The sequence below is a fragment of the Glutamicibacter endophyticus genome, from assembly GCF_048457885.1.
Taxonomy (GTDB): domain Bacteria; phylum Actinomycetota; class Actinomycetes; order Actinomycetales; family Micrococcaceae; genus Glutamicibacter; species Glutamicibacter endophyticus.
Genome location: NZ_CP174200.1, coordinates 1,648,267 through 1,665,027, shown reverse-complemented (window position 1 = coordinate 1,665,027; position 16,761 = coordinate 1,648,267). Strand labels below are relative to the sequence as shown.

Sequence of the window (16,761 nt, the reverse complement as noted above, 5' to 3'; positions counted from 1 at the left end):
GGAGCTTGCCGCGCGCATCGGCCGGTACGTCAAGCCGGCCGCTCTAGTTTTTATTGCCTCCCAGTAGAGAGTTTGATGATGGCGCGCAAAGTAGTGATCACCGGTCTCGGAGCCACCACCCCCATTGGCGGGGACGTCCCAACCCTGTGGGAGAACGCCCTCAAGGGTGTATCCGGGGCAGCCACGCTGACCGATTCGTGGGTGGAGGAGTTCTCACTGCCGGTCACCTTTGCGGCGCGTGCGTCGACTCCTGCCAGCGAGACCCTCTCCCGCGTGGAGATGAAGCGCATGGATCCGTCCACGCAGTTCGCCGTGGTGGCGGCCCGCGAAGCGTGGAAGGACTCGGGCATCGAGGAGTTCGACCGCGATAAGTTGGCTGTGGCCTTCGCGACCGGTATCGGTGGCGTGTGGACCCTTCTTGACGCCTGGGACACCCTGAAGGAAAAGGGCCCACGTCGCGTGCTGCCGATGACCGTGCCGATGCTTATGCCAAACGGTCCGGCTGCGGCGGTCTCCCTCGACCTCGGTGCCGCCGGTGGCGCACACACCCCGGTCTCCGCGTGCGCCTCGGGCACCGAAGCGATGCACGTGGGTCTGGATCTGATTCGTTCGGGTAAGGCCGATGTTGTCATGGTTGGTGGCGCCGAAGCGGCCATCCACCCGATGCCTATCGCAGCGTTCGCCTCCATGCAGGCGCTGTCCAAGCGCAATGACGACCCGGCCCGCGCCTCGCGCCCGTACGACGTTGACCGCGACGGCTTCGTCATGGGTGAAGGCGCCGGCGCACTGGTACTGGAAGCCGAAGAGCACGCACTGGCCCGTGGCGCCCGGATCTATGCCGAGCTCGCCGGCTCCTCGGTCACCGCCGACGCCTACCACATCACCGCGCCGGACCCCGAGGGCCTCGGAGCAACCCGCGCGCTGAAGGCTGCCATGTTCGACGGCCGAATCCAGCCGGAAGATGTCGTACACGTCAATGCGCACGCAACCTCCACTCCGGTCGGCGATAAGCCCGAGTACACCGCCCTGCGTGCCGCTCTGGGCGACGCCCTCGATGATGTCTGGGTCTCGGCCACGAAGAGCCAGATGGGACACCTGCTCGGTGCCTCCGGCGCCGTCGAGTCGGTGCTCTCCACCTTGGCCGTTTATCACCGCAAGACCCCGGTGACCATCAACCTCGACAATCAGGACCCGGAGATTCCGTTGAAGGTTGTCACCGGACAGCCAGCCGAATTGCGTGAGGGAAGCATCGTTGCGCTGAACAACTCCTTCGGTTTCGGCGGTCACAACGCCGTGGTCGCGATCCGCAGCGTCTAAGCGTACCGGCGGACACGCAAGTCACCTGCGGCGGGCCCCAGTAGCATCAAGCTACCGGGGCCCGCCGTTGGTGTATTCCCCTTCACCACACGCACTGGTATTCTCGGCCACATGCGTACCATTATTGCCACGGCTTTCATTTCCCTCGACGGCGTCATGCAGGCTCCGGGCGGTGAACCGGGCTACCGCAATTCGGGTTGGACCATGTCCGCAACGGAATTCGATCCGGCGGCGTACGAGCTCAAGGGAAGCGAACAGGACGAAGCTGGCGCCATGCTGCTTGGCCGGAAAAGCTACCAGGCATTCAGCGGTGTCTGGCCAACGATGACCGAAGAGTTTCCGCGCTATAACGCCATGGACAAATACGTGGTCTCTACGACCCTGCAACCCGGAGATCTAGTCGATAACTGGGGTAAGACCACGCTGTTGCGCTCGGCCGCCGATGTCGCGCGGGTGCGCGCAGAAGACGGTGCGCCACTGATCATTCATGGCTCTGGAACGCTCGTGCATTCGCTACAGGAACATCAACTGATCGACCGTTATCACCTGCTGGTCTTCCCGGTGCTCCTTGGCGCCGGACTACGACTGTTCAGTGAGGCCGATCTGGATATGCAGAAACTACAGCTGACCGCTCAGGCAACGTACCCGAACGGCATCCAGAAACAGGTCTTCGACGTGGTGCGCTAACGACCGCGAGCGTTGCGGGGCTTAGACCACCTGGTTGAGCCAGCGCACCGCGCTCTGCTCGCCGGCATGCCGGAACGGTTCGAGCTCTTCATCCCACGCTTCACCGAGCGCGATGGACATCTCCTGAAAAAAGACGGCCGGGTTGCCATCGCCCTTCTCGTAGGCCCAACGGATCCGTTCTTCGTTGACCATGATATTTCCCGCCACATCGGTCGTGGCATGGAAAATACCGAGTTCGGGAGTGAATGACCAACGGCTACCATCAACCCCAGGGCTGGGCTCTTCGGTCACCTCGAAACGCAAGTGCTGCCATCCACGCATCGCCGAGGCGATGCGTGCACCAGTACCGGGCTCGCCGGTCCACTGATATTCGGCCCGCAGGAGTCCGGGCGCGGCAGATTGATCGGACCAGTCCAAATTCACGGCCCGACCTAGCACTTCGCCGATCGCCCACTGCAGATGCGGGCACAGCGCTGCCGAGGCACTGTGAATATAGATCACGCCTCGGGTCATCGATGCAGACATGCCATCCTCCGTCTCGGTGTTGATCGTCTTCCCCTACGTCAAAACCACTACGGCGGATCCATCATGTCCGTTGGAATCTATTTTGCCTGACAGAGTGGGTATTTTGCCAGCCGATGCGCGAATTTCCTACGCACGCGGATGGGCTTGGCGGTAACTGTCCCGCAGCCGGTCTATCGAAACGTGCGTGTACAGCTGGGTGGTGGCCAGCGACGAGTGACCCAAAAATTCCTGCACCATGCGCAGGTCGGCGCCGCCGTCGAGCAAATGTGTTGCCGCCGTGTGGCGCAGTGCGTGCGGTCCGCTCGCTGCCGTGTCGCCTAGGGCATGCAAGCTGCGCGCAACAACTTCGCGAGCCTGGCGCACATTAAGACGCGCACCTCGGGCCCCGAGCAACAAGGCGGGCCCGGACTTTTGCCCGGCGAGCCGCGGTCGATGTTCAGCGAGCCATCGGGCAAGTTCTGCCTGGGCCGGGGCACCGAAAGGCACGGTGCGTTGCTTATCTCCCTTACCCGTCACGCGCAGTGTCTGCGCCGAGCGGTCCACGTCGTCGATGTCCAAAGTGACCAATTCACCCACGCGCAATGCGCAGGAGTACAGCAACTCGATGATGAGCCGGTCGCGGCATTCCAGGGCCGCTTGCCTGGGAGTGCCCGCGTTGGTTGCGGTGTCGGCTGATGAGCTTGGATCTCGCGCTGTCTGATCGTCATCGAGAAGGCGATGCACCTGCTCTCCTTGGAGCACATGGGGAAGTTTCTGCGGTTTCTTAGGAGCCACCAGTCGAAGGGACGGGTCGACCTGCACAATGCCAAGACGCAGTGCCCACGCGAAAAAGTTCTTTGCCGCGGATACCCGGCGCGCCAGTGTCGAAGGGACCAGCGCTCGTTCGTGCATATCGGCCATCCAAGCACGCAACAAGGGTGCCGTTACCTCACGCAGAAGTTTCACATTCCCCGCAGAGGCAATATAAGTCAGCAGATCATTGAGGTCACCCCGGTAGGCGCGCAAGGTATTCTCACTGCGACCGCGCTCGAGCCTGAGGTGGTCGAGAAACTCCTCCAGTGTGGCGGTGAACTGCTCGGGCACCGCGACCTCACGATCAATACTCATCACAGCCCAATTTACCCCTTCGGACCGTGCTCTTGCGGTGCGAGACACCACTGAGCGCCCCGCTGGCGAGCCAGACTTTGCCCGCCGAGGTACCTTAACGCCGTCATCGCATGTCCGTCGCTGATTCCCGCGCGAGCGGCGATCTCGCTGACCGGTAGTGTGCGACGCACCTCTAGCGAGTCATAAACCATGCGCTGGGTCAGAGTGAGCGCGTCGGTGAATCGGCGTATCGTTCCGCCTGTACCCGGCAGCACGCTTTCGCCTAGGAGTTCGCGTGGTTCGCTGACCAATTGCGCTTGACCCTCAGAGATCAACCGGTGGGTTCCGGCAGAGTAGGCCGAATACACGCTACCTGGCACGGCAGCGACGTCGCGGCCCAGATCCAGTGCATGACCTACCGTGTTCAAGGCGCCGGAACGATAACGGGCCTCGGTCACCAAGGTAACGCGTGACAGCGCCGCAATGAGACGGTTGCGGTTCAGAAACCGGAAGCGGGCAGGTGGAGTTCCCGGTGGGACTTCCGAAAGGATGATCCCTGAGTGAATCACCTGTGACAGCAGGCTACTATTGCCCGCGGGATAGAGGCGATCAATACCGCCGGCCAGTATGGCGATGGTCGGCAGATTTTTCTCATCGACCGCAGCGGCGTTCAGTGCCGCTCGGTGGGCAGTTGCATCAACCCCGTAGGCGCCTCCCGAGACGATGGTGTTGCCAGCCCGATAAAGGTGCTCGGCAAAGTCCTGGGTAACTCGTTGTCCGTAATCGCTACAGTCTCGCGAGCCCACGATCGAAACGCACCGATCGAGAGTGCACTGGACCATGCGTTGGACCTGCGTCGCACGCCACCATAAACAAATCGGCTGCCCAAGCTGCAAGTCGCCTAGTTGCGCGGGCCAAAGGGGATCCCCGGGAATGAACAGTCCTCCCCCGTTGCGTCGCAGAGTCTCGAGCAGCTTGTCGCTTCGGCCCGGTGAGATACGTTTACGCCACCGCTGAAGGGCGACTGGGAGGCTATGCGTATCTGCCGCGGTCGAGCTGAGGCCGAGAAGATCGTTGCAGCGACGTTGCAGATCCGCGGGCGATGGATACCCAGAGGTGATCATCGCGAGGCACTGAGCTGGTCCAATTAGACTCAGCAACGCTCCGCCCGCCAGATCATTGGGCTCGATCAACATGTTCAGCTCTGCACGAACTCGGTGCTCGGGCGTGATCTCGGCGCTCATCGGTTCTCCTTGGGCGCCCGGTCAAGGCGTTGGCGCAGCATTAGAGCCCGATCCAAATGTGTCGGGTCAGGCGCGGGTGCTCCGTCCAAATCCGCGAGACTCCACGCCACGCGCAGTACCCGATCGAACCCACGGGCCGAAAGATCCGGGGTATCAGCCAGAACACTCAGCGCCCGATGAGCGCTGCGGGGATACTGCAACTCCGCGCGCAATACATGGCCAGGAACCCGCGCGTTGGTCCCGAGCCCCAGAGGCCGAAGTCGCCGAACGGCTCGTTTTCGAGCCAACAGAACGCGATCACGGACCGCCGCACTCGATTCGCAACTCCCGGAACCTAGAAGATCGCGGCCGGTGACCGGTTGCACGCTTAGCTGCAGATCTACTCGATCAAGTACCGGGCCTGAGAGTCTGGCAAAGTACCGTCGACGGGCGTTGGGCGTGCAGGTGCATCCGGTGCCCTGTCCGAAATTTCGTCCGCACGGGCAAGGGTTCGTCGCCAGAAGGAGTTGGAATCGAGCAGGTAACTGCTGTGCACCGTGAATTCTGGCCAACTCTATGTACCCGTCCTCGAGCGGCTGGCGAAGCGCATCGAGCACACCAGTGGCGAATTCGGCGGCTTCATCGAGAAAGAGCACCCCGGCATGGGCCCGCGTGATCGCACCGGCGCGCAACTGGCCCGTACCGCCACCCAGTAATGCGGTAACCGAACTGGAATGGTGGGGAGCAACGAAAGGTGCGGTGCGTCGTAGTTTGGCTATGGCCCCCTGCGCGCCAGCGAAAAGAGATTCGATGGCGGTGACCTGTTGTGCGACACCGTCGTCGAGCGGCGGCAGGATTCCCGGCAGACAACGCGCCAGTAGCGTCTTGCCCGACCCCGGTGGGCCAGTCAGCAACATGTGGTGCCCTCCCGCAGCGGCCACCTCCAATGCCTGTTTCGCCTCGTATTGCCCATTGACATGGGCCAGATCTGCGCTGGTCTGAGTTGATCGCATGGCCTTTGGCGCCGCCGCACTGGACTCGTGTCGCCCCACCATTCGCAAGTCCTCGGATGGGACGCCTAGTTTGATGAGCACCTGGCTCAAATGGCTGGCCCCCGTGACGTGTATCCCGGGCACGAGACGTGCTTCCTGCGCATTGGCCTCGGCCACCACGACGTGGTCTATCCCGTACTCAGAGGCGGCCAGCACGGCCGGGAGCACTCCGGGCACCGCGCGAAGTGTGCCATCAAGTCCTAGTTCGGCGAAAAACAACGTACGCGGTGGCACTGCGAGTCGTGCATCGGCCCCTAGCGCGGCAATGAGCATGGCCAGATCAAAGGCAGATCCTCGCTTGGGTACATTGGCCGGTGAAAGGTTCAATGTCAGGCGTCGATTCGCCACCGGCACCCCGGTATTTCGGGCCGCGGCCTTAATTCGTTCGCGGGCTTCGTTAACCGAGGCGTCCGGAAGTCCCAAGATCGTGAAGCCCGGAATGCCCGCACCGAGGTCGGCCTGCACCTCAACGACCCGTGCGGCAACGCCAATGAATGCAATGGAATAGGTTCGGGCCAGACTCATTGGGTGACCTCGCGATGGTGATGCAGTGAGGGCTTTCCGTTGCCCCAATAAACTTCGATCACGTCGATGCGCAGCGTGTTGACCCAGCACTCTTCGCTCTTGGCCCAGCACAGCAACAGGCGTTGAAGTCGCTGAAACTTCGCGGCGTTGACTGCTTCGAAACCGTCACCGTAGCGGTGCGAGCTACGTGTCTTGACCTCGACGGCAAATACCCCACGCTGGTCGCGGCAAACTAGGTCGAGTTCGCCGATGGAACATCGCCAGTTGCGCGCCAGCACCTGCACGCCGTGACGCTGCAAATAGGCGGCGGCGTAGTCTTCTCCTCGTCGCCCCAACTCCACATTGTGATTCCCCATGAGCCGCTCCCTGTCCGCCGTGCTTCCTGAGATTCATCCTGCACTCGGTGTCCAGCACCGTGGACGGTCGCCTATCGAGTTGTGGGTAAAGGCGTAAAGCGACAGGTCAGCACGTGATAATCGGGGTGCGCATCGCTGGAATTACTGTCCGATTGCAGTCTGGCGGACTCTAGAATTCGTAAGCCGGAAAATCCGCCTGTGACCGCTTTCACGCGCCAAATACGCCATTGAAACGACATAATTTTCGGCAACTCAAGATGCTCACCGCCAAGCAAAAACCGCAGCCGTCCAACGCTGCTACGCGAAGCACTTCCCGGCACTGCGCGGCGCGTTCGGAAACAGCGGCTTCACCACCAACCTCGTCTGCAATTTATAACAGTTCCATAACTCCTGACTTTCCCCTGTATTTACAAGGATATTCAGGGCTCGGGACAAGAAATATTGGAGCTATATCACTCCTGCCAGGGGTACCATTCATCGCTCTTTTGCTACCGTGGACAGTGGCGGCGACGCGTCCGACACGACCGCTAACGCACAAGAGAAGACAAGGATCAGACTGGCACTGCACATAGGAGTGCCAGATCATTGGTGTCTAAGTTCCGCGCTTGTTGACAGTTCGGGCGCGCGTGCTATCGATGCTGGATCCATGTGAGGCAAGAACAACCCGATAGACGGGCATGGAGACTATGACCAGAAACGTGGCCGTAAAGGTAGATCACCTTTACAAGGTCTTTGGCCGCAAACCTAAAGACGCGGTCGAGAAACTCAAAGCGGGACTAACTCGGGATCAGCTCCCCTCATCGACCACCGCCGCCGTCATCGACGCGTCCTTCGAGGTTCTCGAGGGAGAAATCTTCGTGGTGATGGGCTTGTCTGGATCCGGTAAGTCCACTCTGATCCGTACGCTCAATGGCTTGTGGGAAGCCACCGACGGCTCGATCAGCATCAACCAAGAAGAACTGACCGGCATGTCGCCGGCCCGACTACGCGAAGCCCGGCGCACCAAGATTTCCATGGTGTTCCAGCACTTCGCGCTCCTCCCACATCGCACGGTGCGTGACAATGTCGCCTACCCCCTTGAGCAAAATGGGGTCCCGAAAGCCCAGCGTTTGGCGAAGGCCGACGAAACGCTGAAGATGGTGGGGCTCGACGGCTGGGGCGATAAGATGCCCAGCGAACTCTCCGGCGGTATGCAACAGCGTGTGGGCATTGCCCGTGCCTTGGCCGCCGACACCGATATTCTGCTGATGGATGAGGCATTCTCTGCCCTGGATCCACTGATCCGGCGCGAAATGCAAGAACAGCTCATCGAGCTCCAGGGACAACTGGGCAAAACCATCGTCTTCATCACGCACGATCTCAATGAAGCGATGTTCCTCGGTGACCGCATTGCGGTGATGCGCGACGGTCAGATCGTGCAGGTGGGAACACCAGAGGAAATCCTGACGGATCCAGCCAATGACTACGTGGCCCAATTCGTCCAAGATGTCGATCGCGCCCGCGTGCTCAGTGCAGGTTCGGTCATGGAGCCTGCACGAGCACATATCACCGAACAGGCTGGACCGCGTAACGCGCTACGCACAATGCGCGATAACTTTCTCTCCGCTGCGGTGGTCACCAGCCGCGACCGCAAGGTGCTAGGCATGATCACCGACCGCGACGCGCTCAAGCTCTTGCGGCAGGGAGAAAACTCGCTCAGCTCGAAGATCAAGCCGCTGGACACGGTGCACCGAGATACTCCCCTGATCGACCTCTTCGTTCCGTCGGTAGAGTCACCTCTCCCGGTGACCGTGACCGATCAGGACGACCGGCTCCTGGGAGTCATCCCGCGTGTGACCCTGCTGGCGGCCCTTGCGGCAGCGACTCCCCCGACCGAAGAAATGAGCGTGCTGCAGGCCCCTCTTCCGGCCGACGTGGTCGACGCCGCACTGAATGCAGAAGGATGGGAATAACTCATGGACGAATTCCGTATCCCCATCGGCGAGGTAGCCGACACCGTCATCACGTGGATCGTGAACAACCTCAATGCCCTCTTCTCGGTGCTACGAACCATCTTTGACGAGATGTACGGAGCAATTTTTGCGATCCTCGATGGCCCCGGATGGATCGTCATCACGATTCTGGCGGCACTGATTGCGCTACTCTCGCGAGGCTGGAAGTTCATGCTCGGTACCATCATCGGGCTCGTGGTCATCGTGGGTGTCGACCAGTGGGAGAACGCCATGTCTTCGCTGTCGCTGGTACTCGTCGCCACGTTCTGGGCGCTGGTGATCTCGATCCCCTTGGGAATCTGGGCGGCGAAGTCCGATACTTTCTCGGCGTTGATTCGTCCGGTGTTGGACTTCCTGCAGACGATGCCCGCCTTCGTGTACCTGATTCCGGCGTTGTTGCTGTTCCGGGTCGGCGTGGCCCCAGGCATCGTGGCAACCATCATCTTCGCCATGGCCCCCGGCGTTCGCTTCACCGAACTTGGTATTCGCTCGGTGGATGCCGAGGTCGTCGAGGCCGGGCAGGCCTTTGGTTCAAGCCCCTCGCGCATCCTGCGCCAGATCCAGCTTCCGTTGGCGCTACCGACCATCATGGCCGGCGTCAATCAGGTCATCATGCTCTCGCTGTCGATGGTCGTGATTGCCGGCATGGTCGGCGCCGGAGGCCTCGGTGGCGACGTCATCAAGTCGCTGAACCGTCTGGATACGGCGCTGGGTGTGGAGGCTGGTCTTGCCGTTGTCATCATTGCCATGATTCTCGACCGGTTGACGAATGCATTCGGCAAACACTCCGGCCTCTTCGCCAAATTCCGCGCCCGTAAACCACATGTGGATTCGGTACCGCAGGACCCCGTGAACGCCTAAGACCCCAAGTATTCGCATCGTCTCGTGCGGTGCGTACGAAAGGAATCATCATGAAGAAACCTCTAATGAAAACCACGGCGCTGGCCCTTGCCGGACTGTTTGCGCTGACTTCGTGCGGCAGCGGTGGCGGGAATGAGCCAAGCGCCTCGGGTGAAAGCAAGGACATCACCATCGCCGTGTTCAACGGCTGGGACGAGGGTATCGCCACGAGCGAGCTGTGGAAGGCCGTACTCGAGGACAAGGGATACAACGTAGAACTCAAATACGCTGACCCCGCCCCGCTCTTCTCCGGTCTATCCACCGGCGACTACGATCTGACGACCGACGTCTGGCTGCCGGTCACCCACGCCACCTACATCGAGGATTATGGGGACAAGATGGAGGACCTGGGTGCCTGGAACGACGAGTCCAAGCTCACCGTCGCGGTCAACGAAGATGCTCCGATCGACTCCTTGGACGAGTTGGCCGAGCATGCCGATGACTTCAACAACAAGATCGTGGGTATCGAGCCGGGCGCGGGCCTAACCGAGACCATGGAGAAGAAGGTCATCCCCGAGTACGGTCTGGATGATATGGACTTCTCGACCAGTTCGACCGCTGCGATGCTCACCGAGCTGAAGTCGGCCACCGATAAGGGCGAGAACATTGTGGTGACCCTGTGGGAGCCTCATTGGGCCAACGGCGTCTTCCCGATCAAGAACCTCGAAGATCCCAAGGGGGCCCTAGGCGGCACGGAATCGTTGCACAGCTACTCGCGCACCGGTTTCGCCGATGACTTCCCCGAGGTTGCCGGTTGGGTCGGCGACTGGAAGATGGATCTGGACACCCTCTACGATCTGGAAAATCTTCTCTTCGTCGAGAACGATACCGATGACTACCAGCCGCTGGTGAAGCAGTGGATGGAAGAAAACCCTGAGGTTGTCTCCGCCATGACCGAATAGTCGGTGCTCGACCTTCAAACCAGAGAACCGGTGGTCGCTGCCCTTATGTCCAAGAGCAGCGAACACCGGTTCTCTGGCTTTTAGCTGGCGTTAACTGCCCAGCCCCTCTTTAGGAATCTCAAGTTCTTCACGGTTTAGTTCCTCGATATTGACGTCCTTGAACGTCAGAACCTTGACCGACTTCACGAAACGACCCTGCCGGTAAACATCCCATACCCACGCATCGGTCAGGCTCAATTCAAAGTAGACCTCTCCCTCATTGGACCGGGTGGCCACTTCTACCTGATTCGCCAAATAGAATCGACGCTCGGTTTCTACGACGTAATTGAATAGCCCAACGACCGTCTTGTACTCGCGGTAAAGCTGCAGCTCAAGATCGGACTCGTAATTCTCGAGATCTTCTGCGCCCATCGTATTCTCCTTTGGTGACGGTGACTGTACCGGAAGCCCTGTTCGTGCTACGTAAGATTCCAGCTTCGCCGATGTAAGTGACAGGCCCCGTGCTCTGCGATCGCCTGACGATGACTTGCCGTCGCATAACCCTTGTTTTCCGACCAACCATACACGGGAAATTCCGCTGCATAGCATTCCATCAAGGCGTCTCGTTCGACCTTCGCGAGGATCGAGGCGCCGGCAATCCCCTGGCATTGCATATCGCCTTTGATGATGGTGCGCACCGGCACGCTCACCCCGGATTCTTCGGTCGGTGGCGCCAGCAGATCGAGCAGGTTGCTCTCCGGTGTCGTCAGCCAGTCATAACTGCCATCTAGCAGGATTGCCTCTGGGGCGACCGCACAGGCCGCGAGGGCTCGTGTGCCCGCCAGTCGCAAGGCCGCCGTCACACCTAGATCATCGACCTCTTGGGCGCTGGCATGCCCAACGCCGTAACCGACGGCCCACGAACGGATCTCTTCGACGAACCTCTCCCGCTTGGCCGCGGAAAGCAACTTCGAATCACGCAGTTCGGGAAATGAGACCTGCGCGGTGGTGTCCAGCACGGTGGCGCCAACGCTGATCGGCCCGGCGAGGGCACCGCGGCCCACCTCGTCGACAGCCCCGATATAGCGCACTTGGTGAGCCGCAGCCAGCGCCAGTTCGTGCTCGAGGGTCGTTACGGTGACTGTTCGTCCTGCCATGACGCCTCGCTAGTGTGTGCTGGGGGCGGGAACTTGGGCAAAGGTTTCGCTATGGGAATCAATGCCGCCCCAGCGGCTAATAGGCCACGAGATGACCGAGGCCTTGCCCTGGACACTATCGAGGTCAACGAAGCCCCCTTGGATATCCGTGTGGAAACGGGAATCGGCGCTCGCGGCACGGTGGTCACCCATCACCCAGATTTTCCCTTCCGGAACGGTGACCTTAAATTCCATGTCGCTGGGTGCGTTGCCGGCGTACACGTAGGGCTCATCAATGGCCGTACCGTTGATGGTCAGCTTGCCGTCCGCGGAACAGCACTCGACGGTGTCCCCTGGCATTCCGATAATTCGTTTCACCAAGTACTGTTCGTCGGCGGCCGGGAGCACGCCCACGAAGCTCAATGCGGATTCAACAAAGTTGGGATCATCGTCCAAGGGCGGCAACCAATCGAGGTCATCCCGGAAAACCACCACGTCCCCGCGCTCGAGATCAAAGGGCCCGGGTACCATGAGGTTGGCGAAGATTCGGTCGTTGATCTGCAGGGTATTTTCCATCGAACCCGAGGGAATGTAGTAGGCCCGAAAGAAGAAGGTCTTGATGATGAGCGACAGTCCGATCGCAATGACCAGGATCAACAGGATCTCCCGGACCGAGCGCCAGATGCGATATGCGAGGCCGTGAGGTGCGTCAGGCGGGTTGACTGGTTCAGATGTCACGATTCGAGTTTTACCTTTCGGGAGTTACTCTGTAACACTATCGCACCGTGGTGGGGATCTACCGATGGGTGCAATCATTAATGCACTGAGTCGGCCCATTCTCCGAGGACGGGCCGACTCGATGCTATAGGTTTTTGCTCTCTTATGGTTTGGTCATCATCGCCGGTGAGGCTGGTCCGGCACTCTTCTTCAGTGTTACCGGAATGTCCCCGATCGGTTTCTGCTCATTGAATAGCTTTTCGATGCTCTCGAACTGGCCAACGTCGACCATCAGGGTCAAGCCACCGTCGTCCGGATTCATGTAGTAGCCATGGATTGCGGTTTTCAGCGGGCCTTCAAGGCTCCCCTGCCATTCCATAACCTTAGTAATCGCCTCGTTGAGGTCGGCGGCGGAGTAGTCCACCACATGAGGTACCGCACCGGCGGCTTCGATCTCGGAAACCTTGGATTCGTCGGTTGTGGAAACATGTAGCTTTCCGTCACTGATCCAGGTCTGACCCAAGCTGGTTCCCAAAGAGTCGGTCAACCGCTCGGAGAGATCCAACAGTTTTTCTTGATCCATCGATGACTCCTGCTGCGAGGAAGAGGCCGTTGGCTCGGGTTCTGAACTGTTAGGGGCTCCTGCCCCATTGCCACAACCGCTCAAAAACAGCGCGGAGGCCACGGTGAATGCGGCAAGTCCGATGCCGCTGATGTTTTTGGATGTCTTGATGTTCATAGATACACCTACCCAATAGAAGCTATGGCTTCCAAAATTAGTCGATATCCCGGCATAGAAGCAGAGAGTTTCATGTGTGATTCAAGTGATAATGCCCCCGCCACGAATGGTGACGGGGGCATTATCTACCTAGTCGGTCAGGGACACGCTAGGTTCGTTCCGGACTAGCCGTGGCGACGGGTGCCGCGGCGAAGCATCAGGAAGAGTGCACCGATCAGTGCTAGTGCGCCACCGGCAGCAACCAGCGGAGCGGCGCTCGAACCGGTTTCAGCCAAAGGATCGTCCTTCTTAGGCTGTTCCTTCTTCGGTGCCTCGGACTTGCTTGGCTGCTCCGACTTGGTCGGCTCCTCGGTCTGAGTCGGCTTTTCGGACTCGGTCGGGGTCGCAGTAGGCTCGTCCGACTTGCTTGGCTCCTCGGTCGGCTCCTCAGACTCGGTCGGAGTCGGGGTAGCAGTCGGCTCCTCGGTCGGAGTCGGGGTAGCAGTCGGCTCCTCGGTCGGAGTCGGGGTAGCAGTCGGCTCTTCGGTCGGAGTCGGGGTAGCAGTCGGCTCCTCGGTCGGAGTCGGAGTTGCAGTCGGCTCCTCGGTCGGAGTCGGAGTTGCAGTCGGCTCCTCGGTCGGAGTCGGGGTAGCAGTCGGCTCTTCGGTCGGAGTCGGGGTAGCAGTCGGCTCCTCGGTCGGAGTCGGAGTTGCAGTCGGCTCCTCGGTCGGAGTCGGGGTCGGAGTTGGCTCAGGTGCGGCCACGATGACCGATCCCTGCGTGTTAGCCGAGACGTTGTAACCGTTCTTTGCCTTCAGAGTGAAGGAGAATTCTCCTTCGGTCTCCGGGGCGTTGAAGGTGAAGGTGCCATTGGAGCCCACCTGAACGGTGGCAATGACCTCGCCATTGACGATGACCTGAACGCTGGTACCAGCAGCAGCGCCTTCGACCTTACCGGTGATGGTTGCGCCTGGCTCAACGGTTGCACCGTTCTCCGGGGTAACGACGACCGGAGCGTTCACGAAGAACTTCACCTGGTAGTTTTCGCCGGTGGCCGAGTTCAGGACGGACATGCCCTCCTGAAGGTCCGTGTACATGGCCAAGTCGTCAGGGGTGTTTTCTACGGCGTCATCTCCGGCGTGAGTCGCCGAGTTGATACCAACAGCCTTGGTGCCGATGAGTGCGGCGCCGCCCGAGTCGCCCTGGTCCAGAACGGTCTGGCCCGGGTTGGTGGAGGCGAAACCGTTCACGACGCGGATGTCGTCGTTGTAGCCGCCAACGGTGAACAGGCCTTCGTAAATGACCTCGCCACAGCTCCAGCCGGTGGTTCGACCCACCGAGCACACCTCGGAGCCGATGACGGCCTTGGAAACACCGGTGACCTTGACGGTCTCGTCGCGCTCGTCCTTGCCTTCGGCCCACTTGGAGACGCCTGGCTGCATGTTCAGGTCGGCGTTGGTCTTGTCAATGGCCGAGATATCGGTACCTGCGGCATCGACGATGTCTTGTTCGGTGGTGTTCTCATCCGGCACAACGCCAGCGTGGTTCGGTCCACCAAACTGGGAGAAGGTGAACTGTCCCATTGGAGCGCCGAGCGCGGTGTTCGGATCATCCGGCATATCCTGCTCGACCAAGGAGACGAACTTGAAGGCGTCGTCCTGGGTGCAGTGACCGGCGGAGATTGCGGCGTCCTTGCCATCGGTGGTCCAGCCACTGAAACCGAAGGAGCACAAGCCCTCGGCGGTGTTCTGAGTGGTTCCGGCACCGTAGCCCATACCACCGAAGACATCGTTGGCAGCAGCTGGCTTAGCGTGGACCTTGTCCTTGCCCTTGCCATCAACTACGGCCTTGGTCTCGTTGAGTTCGACGTTCGGGGCTTGGCTCGCGAACTGCTCAAGGGTAAGTCCACCGCTGACCGAAGCGGTCGCAGCGGTCTTCTTCGACTTTTCGATCTGAGCCGGGCCGGCCGCGATGATCGTGAACTGTCCGGGAGTACCGTCGCTGACCACAGCGGTCAGGCGGCTCAATTCTTTCGGAGCGACGTTCTCTGCCAACTCCTTGTAGACCTCGCCTACGGTCGAGACCTTGCCGACCTTGGCGACAAGCTTGATCGCCTTCGGGGCGGCGCTGGCGGCGACTACCTTAGCGGCGGCCTTCTGGTCCTTGGTTGCGACCTCGATGGTAGCCTTGCCATCCTTGACCGAGGCGCTGGCCTTGATGCCTTCTTCGGCTAGCTTCTGCTTGGCGTCCGAAACGGCGTTGCTGACCTTCGACTCTTCTAGATACTGATCTAGGTCCTTGCCGAGGTCTTCCTTGACAGCTTCTTTGAGACCACGAGTGTCCACACCGGAGTCGGTCGTCGTGGCCGGCGTCTGGGCGGCCGGCGATTCGATCGCCTTATCAGCCGCGACGGCAGGAGCGATGAAGCTACCGCCGACCACCAGTGCGGTGGCCGCGGCAGCAACGACGCCGCGCTGCGCGTTCTTCTTTTGTGGATGTGGCATTAATGCTTCTCCCAAGTTGTTTGGTGCGAGTGCGAAACGGGAGCGTGCATCTCACCTGTCTGCGCACAGTACTGTTACCAAATCGAAACAATATCTGCTTGAGATTGGCCAATTCAAGCCGTCCAAGGGGGTAGAACTACCCATCGGGCCGGTTTTCTGAGTGTTTGCTGGGCGCGTGAAGCCATGCCTGTCGCCGCTACGCTCAACGGAATTCCGGAGTTATCTATCGGCGAACGCGAAAACATGCCTAATCAGAGATGTGTGTGTTCCGCTACATCCGGAGAAGTCGGAGTTGCGGGCAAAAACTTCTATTTTCAAGCTTTACTGCTGAGCAAGACACCTAGAAAGCTCGAAGATTTTTCAAAATTTTTCTTAGGGTTCGCGTGTTACATGGCGATATGCACGATTGGAGCCACTCAAATTCGGCCCGAGCAAGTCCTCGCTACTGAAAATCTCCTCCGGAACTGTAGACCGCGGCGATAACCTAGCGCAAGGGTTTGCTATCAGATAACGGCCAAATAACTTTCGTCGCCTTACCCAAGATGCGCTCTACCGGGATCATGCCACCGCCACTGGCCCCGAGCAATGACCGCGAGTCCTCGGAACGTGCACGGTGATCCCCCATGACCCACACGCGGCCCTCTGGGACTTTCACCGAAAAGGGTTGCTCGCTTGGTGCGTTACCCGGGTATAGGTAGGGTTCGTCAATGGACTGCCCGTTGATTTGCACTCGCCCATCCGGGCCACAGCAGGAGACGGTGTCTCCGGCGACGCCGATAACCCGCTTGACATAGGTGCTGTCCCCGCCAGTTAGCCGCAACGTACGGCCCATAAGTTGCAGGAAGTCATCCCGTTGATATGGATCGAACGATCCTCGGCCGTCAAAGACGATCACATCCCCGCGCTGCACGGCGTTCTCATGGTAGGCGGTTCGGTCAACGCCGATGCTCTGTCCGGGGTTGACGGTCGGTTGCATCGAGACCGATTCGATACGAAAGACGTCGAAGACGGTATTACGCACGATGAGCGTCGCGATGAGGGCGAGGATTATAGCGAGAACGGCGAAGCGCCAGACCCAGGTAAGGGTCCGGCGCTTCGTTGTTGCTCGCTCTAGGCGGGCACTCCGATTCATTGAAAGAGTCG

Annotated in this window: 16 protein-coding genes; 5 read left to right on the top strand and 11 right to left on the bottom strand. The window is 60.1% G+C overall.

What is annotated here, in order from left to right; all coding sequences use genetic code 11:
• Window positions 1-78: 78 nt before the first annotated feature.
• Window positions 79-1,317 carry a beta-ketoacyl-[acyl-carrier-protein] synthase family protein gene (locus ACJD00_RS07750; protein WP_418909207.1) on the top strand — a complete coding sequence of 413 codons (1,239 nt, stop codon included), beginning with the start codon at window positions 79-81 and terminating at the stop codon, window positions 1,315-1,317.
• A 111-nt stretch (window positions 1,318-1,428) separates the two neighbouring features.
• A complete protein-coding gene (locus ACJD00_RS07745; protein ID WP_418909206.1) occupies window positions 1,429-2,004 on the top strand; it encodes a dihydrofolate reductase family protein in 576 nt (191 codons plus the stop codon).
• Between the two features lie 21 nt (window positions 2,005-2,025).
• Here the strand turns inward: ACJD00_RS07745 and ACJD00_RS07740 are convergent, their stop codons facing one another.
• From ACJD00_RS07740 to ACJD00_RS07720, 5 genes are all read right to left on the bottom strand, one after another.
• The gene (locus ACJD00_RS07740) at window positions 2,026-2,529 is read right to left on the bottom strand and encodes a DUF3145 domain-containing protein (protein ID WP_309407330.1); all 504 of its coding nucleotides are present in this window, start codon (window positions 2,527-2,529) and stop codon (window positions 2,026-2,028) included.
• A 126-nt stretch (window positions 2,530-2,655) separates the two neighbouring features.
• Window positions 2,656-3,636: a tyrosine recombinase XerC gene (locus ACJD00_RS07735; RefSeq protein WP_418909205.1), complete on the bottom strand. Its 981-nt coding sequence runs from the start codon at window positions 3,634-3,636 to the stop codon at window positions 2,656-2,658.
• An 11-nt stretch (window positions 3,637-3,647) separates the two neighbouring features.
• Entirely contained in the window at window positions 3,648-4,859 is a 1,212-nt protein-coding gene (gene dprA, locus ACJD00_RS07730) for a DNA-processing protein DprA (RefSeq protein ID WP_418909204.1), read from the bottom strand.
• Window positions 4,856-6,415, bottom strand: a complete 1,560-nt coding sequence (locus tag ACJD00_RS07725) for a YifB family Mg chelatase-like AAA ATPase (protein WP_418909203.1) — start codon at window positions 6,413-6,415, stop codon at window positions 4,856-4,858. The genes dprA and ACJD00_RS07725 overlap by 4 nt, the downstream gene beginning before the upstream one ends.
• Window positions 6,412-6,771 carry a YraN family protein gene (locus tag ACJD00_RS07720; protein WP_418909202.1) on the bottom strand — a complete coding sequence of 120 codons (360 nt, stop codon included), beginning with the start codon at window positions 6,769-6,771 and terminating at the stop codon, window positions 6,412-6,414. Before ACJD00_RS07720 ends, ACJD00_RS07725 begins: the two co-directional genes overlap by 4 nt.
• A gap of 686 nt (window positions 6,772-7,457) precedes the next feature.
• On the opposite strand from ACJD00_RS07720, the gene ACJD00_RS07715 reads away from it, so the two are divergent.
• Genes ACJD00_RS07715 through ACJD00_RS07705 form a run of 3 tightly spaced genes read left to right on the top strand, consistent with a single transcriptional unit; the run spans window position 7,458 to window position 10,564 of the window.
• Window positions 7,458-8,723 carry a quaternary amine ABC transporter ATP-binding protein gene (locus ACJD00_RS07715; RefSeq protein ID WP_418909201.1) on the top strand — a complete coding sequence of 422 codons (1,266 nt, stop codon included), beginning with the start codon at window positions 7,458-7,460 and terminating at the stop codon, window positions 8,721-8,723.
• A gap of 3 nt (window positions 8,724-8,726) precedes the next feature.
• Window positions 8,727-9,623: an ABC transporter permease gene (locus ACJD00_RS07710; RefSeq protein ID WP_418909200.1), complete on the top strand. Its 897-nt coding sequence runs from the start codon at window positions 8,727-8,729 to the stop codon at window positions 9,621-9,623.
• Between the two features lie 50 nt (window positions 9,624-9,673).
• On the top strand, window positions 9,674-10,564 hold the full coding sequence (locus ACJD00_RS07705; RefSeq protein WP_418909199.1) for a glycine betaine ABC transporter substrate-binding protein: 891 nt from the start codon (window positions 9,674-9,676) through the stop codon (window positions 10,562-10,564).
• Window positions 10,565-10,654: 90 nt separating this feature from the next.
• Here the strand turns inward: ACJD00_RS07705 and ACJD00_RS07700 are convergent, their stop codons facing one another.
• From ACJD00_RS07700 to lepB (ACJD00_RS07675), 6 genes are all read right to left on the bottom strand, one after another.
• A complete protein-coding gene (locus tag ACJD00_RS07700; protein WP_309407345.1) occupies window positions 10,655-10,975 on the bottom strand; it encodes a DUF2469 domain-containing protein in 321 nt (106 codons plus the stop codon).
• A 47-nt stretch (window positions 10,976-11,022) separates the two neighbouring features.
• Window positions 11,023-11,700: a ribonuclease HII gene (locus ACJD00_RS07695; protein ID WP_418909198.1), complete on the bottom strand. Its 678-nt coding sequence runs from the start codon at window positions 11,698-11,700 to the stop codon at window positions 11,023-11,025.
• Between the two features lie 9 nt (window positions 11,701-11,709).
• A complete protein-coding gene (gene lepB, locus ACJD00_RS07690; protein WP_418909197.1) occupies window positions 11,710-12,417 on the bottom strand; it encodes a signal peptidase I in 708 nt (235 codons plus the stop codon).
• Window positions 12,418-12,559: 142 nt separating this feature from the next.
• Complete coding sequence (locus tag ACJD00_RS07685) at window positions 12,560-13,135, bottom strand: hypothetical protein (RefSeq protein WP_418909196.1); 576 nt, start codon at window positions 13,133-13,135, stop codon at window positions 12,560-12,562.
• 164 nt (window positions 13,136-13,299) lie between these two features.
• Window positions 13,300-15,618: a hypothetical protein gene (locus ACJD00_RS07680; RefSeq protein WP_418909195.1), complete on the bottom strand. Its 2,319-nt coding sequence runs from the start codon at window positions 15,616-15,618 to the stop codon at window positions 13,300-13,302.
• 484 nt (window positions 15,619-16,102) lie between these two features.
• Window positions 16,103-16,750 (bottom strand): signal peptidase I, encoded by a 648-nt coding sequence (gene lepB / locus ACJD00_RS07675; RefSeq protein WP_418909194.1) that lies wholly within the window; start codon window positions 16,748-16,750, stop codon window positions 16,103-16,105.
• Between the last annotated feature and the right edge of the window lie 11 nt (window positions 16,751-16,761).

Bases quoted from the DNA above. Each gene is read 5' to 3' on its own strand.
- ACJD00_RS07705 (WP_418909199.1), top strand. From the start codon at position 9,674: ATGAAGAAACCTCTAATGAAAACCACGGCGCTGGCCCTTGCCGGACTG.
- ACJD00_RS07695 (WP_418909198.1), bottom strand. From the start codon at position 11,700: ATGGCAGGACGAACAGTCACCGTAACGACCCTCGAGCACGAACTGGCG.
- ACJD00_RS07745 (WP_418909206.1), top strand. From the start codon at position 1,429: ATGCGTACCATTATTGCCACGGCTTTCATTTCCCTCGACGGCGTCATG.
- ACJD00_RS07700 (WP_309407345.1), bottom strand. From the start codon at position 10,975: ATGGGCGCAGAAGATCTCGAGAATTACGAGTCCGATCTTGAGCTGCAG.
- ACJD00_RS07685 (WP_418909196.1), bottom strand. From the start codon at position 13,135: ATGAACATCAAGACATCCAAAAACATCAGCGGCATCGGACTTGCCGCA.
- dprA (WP_418909204.1), bottom strand. From the start codon at position 4,859: ATGAGCGCCGAGATCACGCCCGAGCACCGAGTTCGTGCAGAGCTGAAC.
- ACJD00_RS07710 (WP_418909200.1), top strand. From the start codon at position 8,727: ATGGACGAATTCCGTATCCCCATCGGCGAGGTAGCCGACACCGTCATC.
- ACJD00_RS07750 (WP_418909207.1), top strand. From the start codon at position 79: ATGGCGCGCAAAGTAGTGATCACCGGTCTCGGAGCCACCACCCCCATT.
- ACJD00_RS07715 (WP_418909201.1), top strand. From the start codon at position 7,458: ATGACCAGAAACGTGGCCGTAAAGGTAGATCACCTTTACAAGGTCTTT.
- lepB (WP_418909194.1), bottom strand. From the start codon at position 16,750: ATGAATCGGAGTGCCCGCCTAGAGCGAGCAACAACGAAGCGCCGGACC.
- ACJD00_RS07740 (WP_309407330.1), bottom strand. From the start codon at position 2,529: ATGTCTGCATCGATGACCCGAGGCGTGATCTATATTCACAGTGCCTCG.
- ACJD00_RS07725 (WP_418909203.1), bottom strand. From the start codon at position 6,415: ATGAGTCTGGCCCGAACCTATTCCATTGCATTCATTGGCGTTGCCGCA.
- ACJD00_RS07735 (WP_418909205.1), bottom strand. From the start codon at position 3,636: ATGAGTATTGATCGTGAGGTCGCGGTGCCCGAGCAGTTCACCGCCACA.
- ACJD00_RS07680 (WP_418909195.1), bottom strand. From the start codon at position 15,618: ATGCCACATCCACAAAAGAAGAACGCGCAGCGCGGCGTCGTTGCTGCC.
- ACJD00_RS07720 (WP_418909202.1), bottom strand. From the start codon at position 6,771: ATGGGGAATCACAATGTGGAGTTGGGGCGACGAGGAGAAGACTACGCC.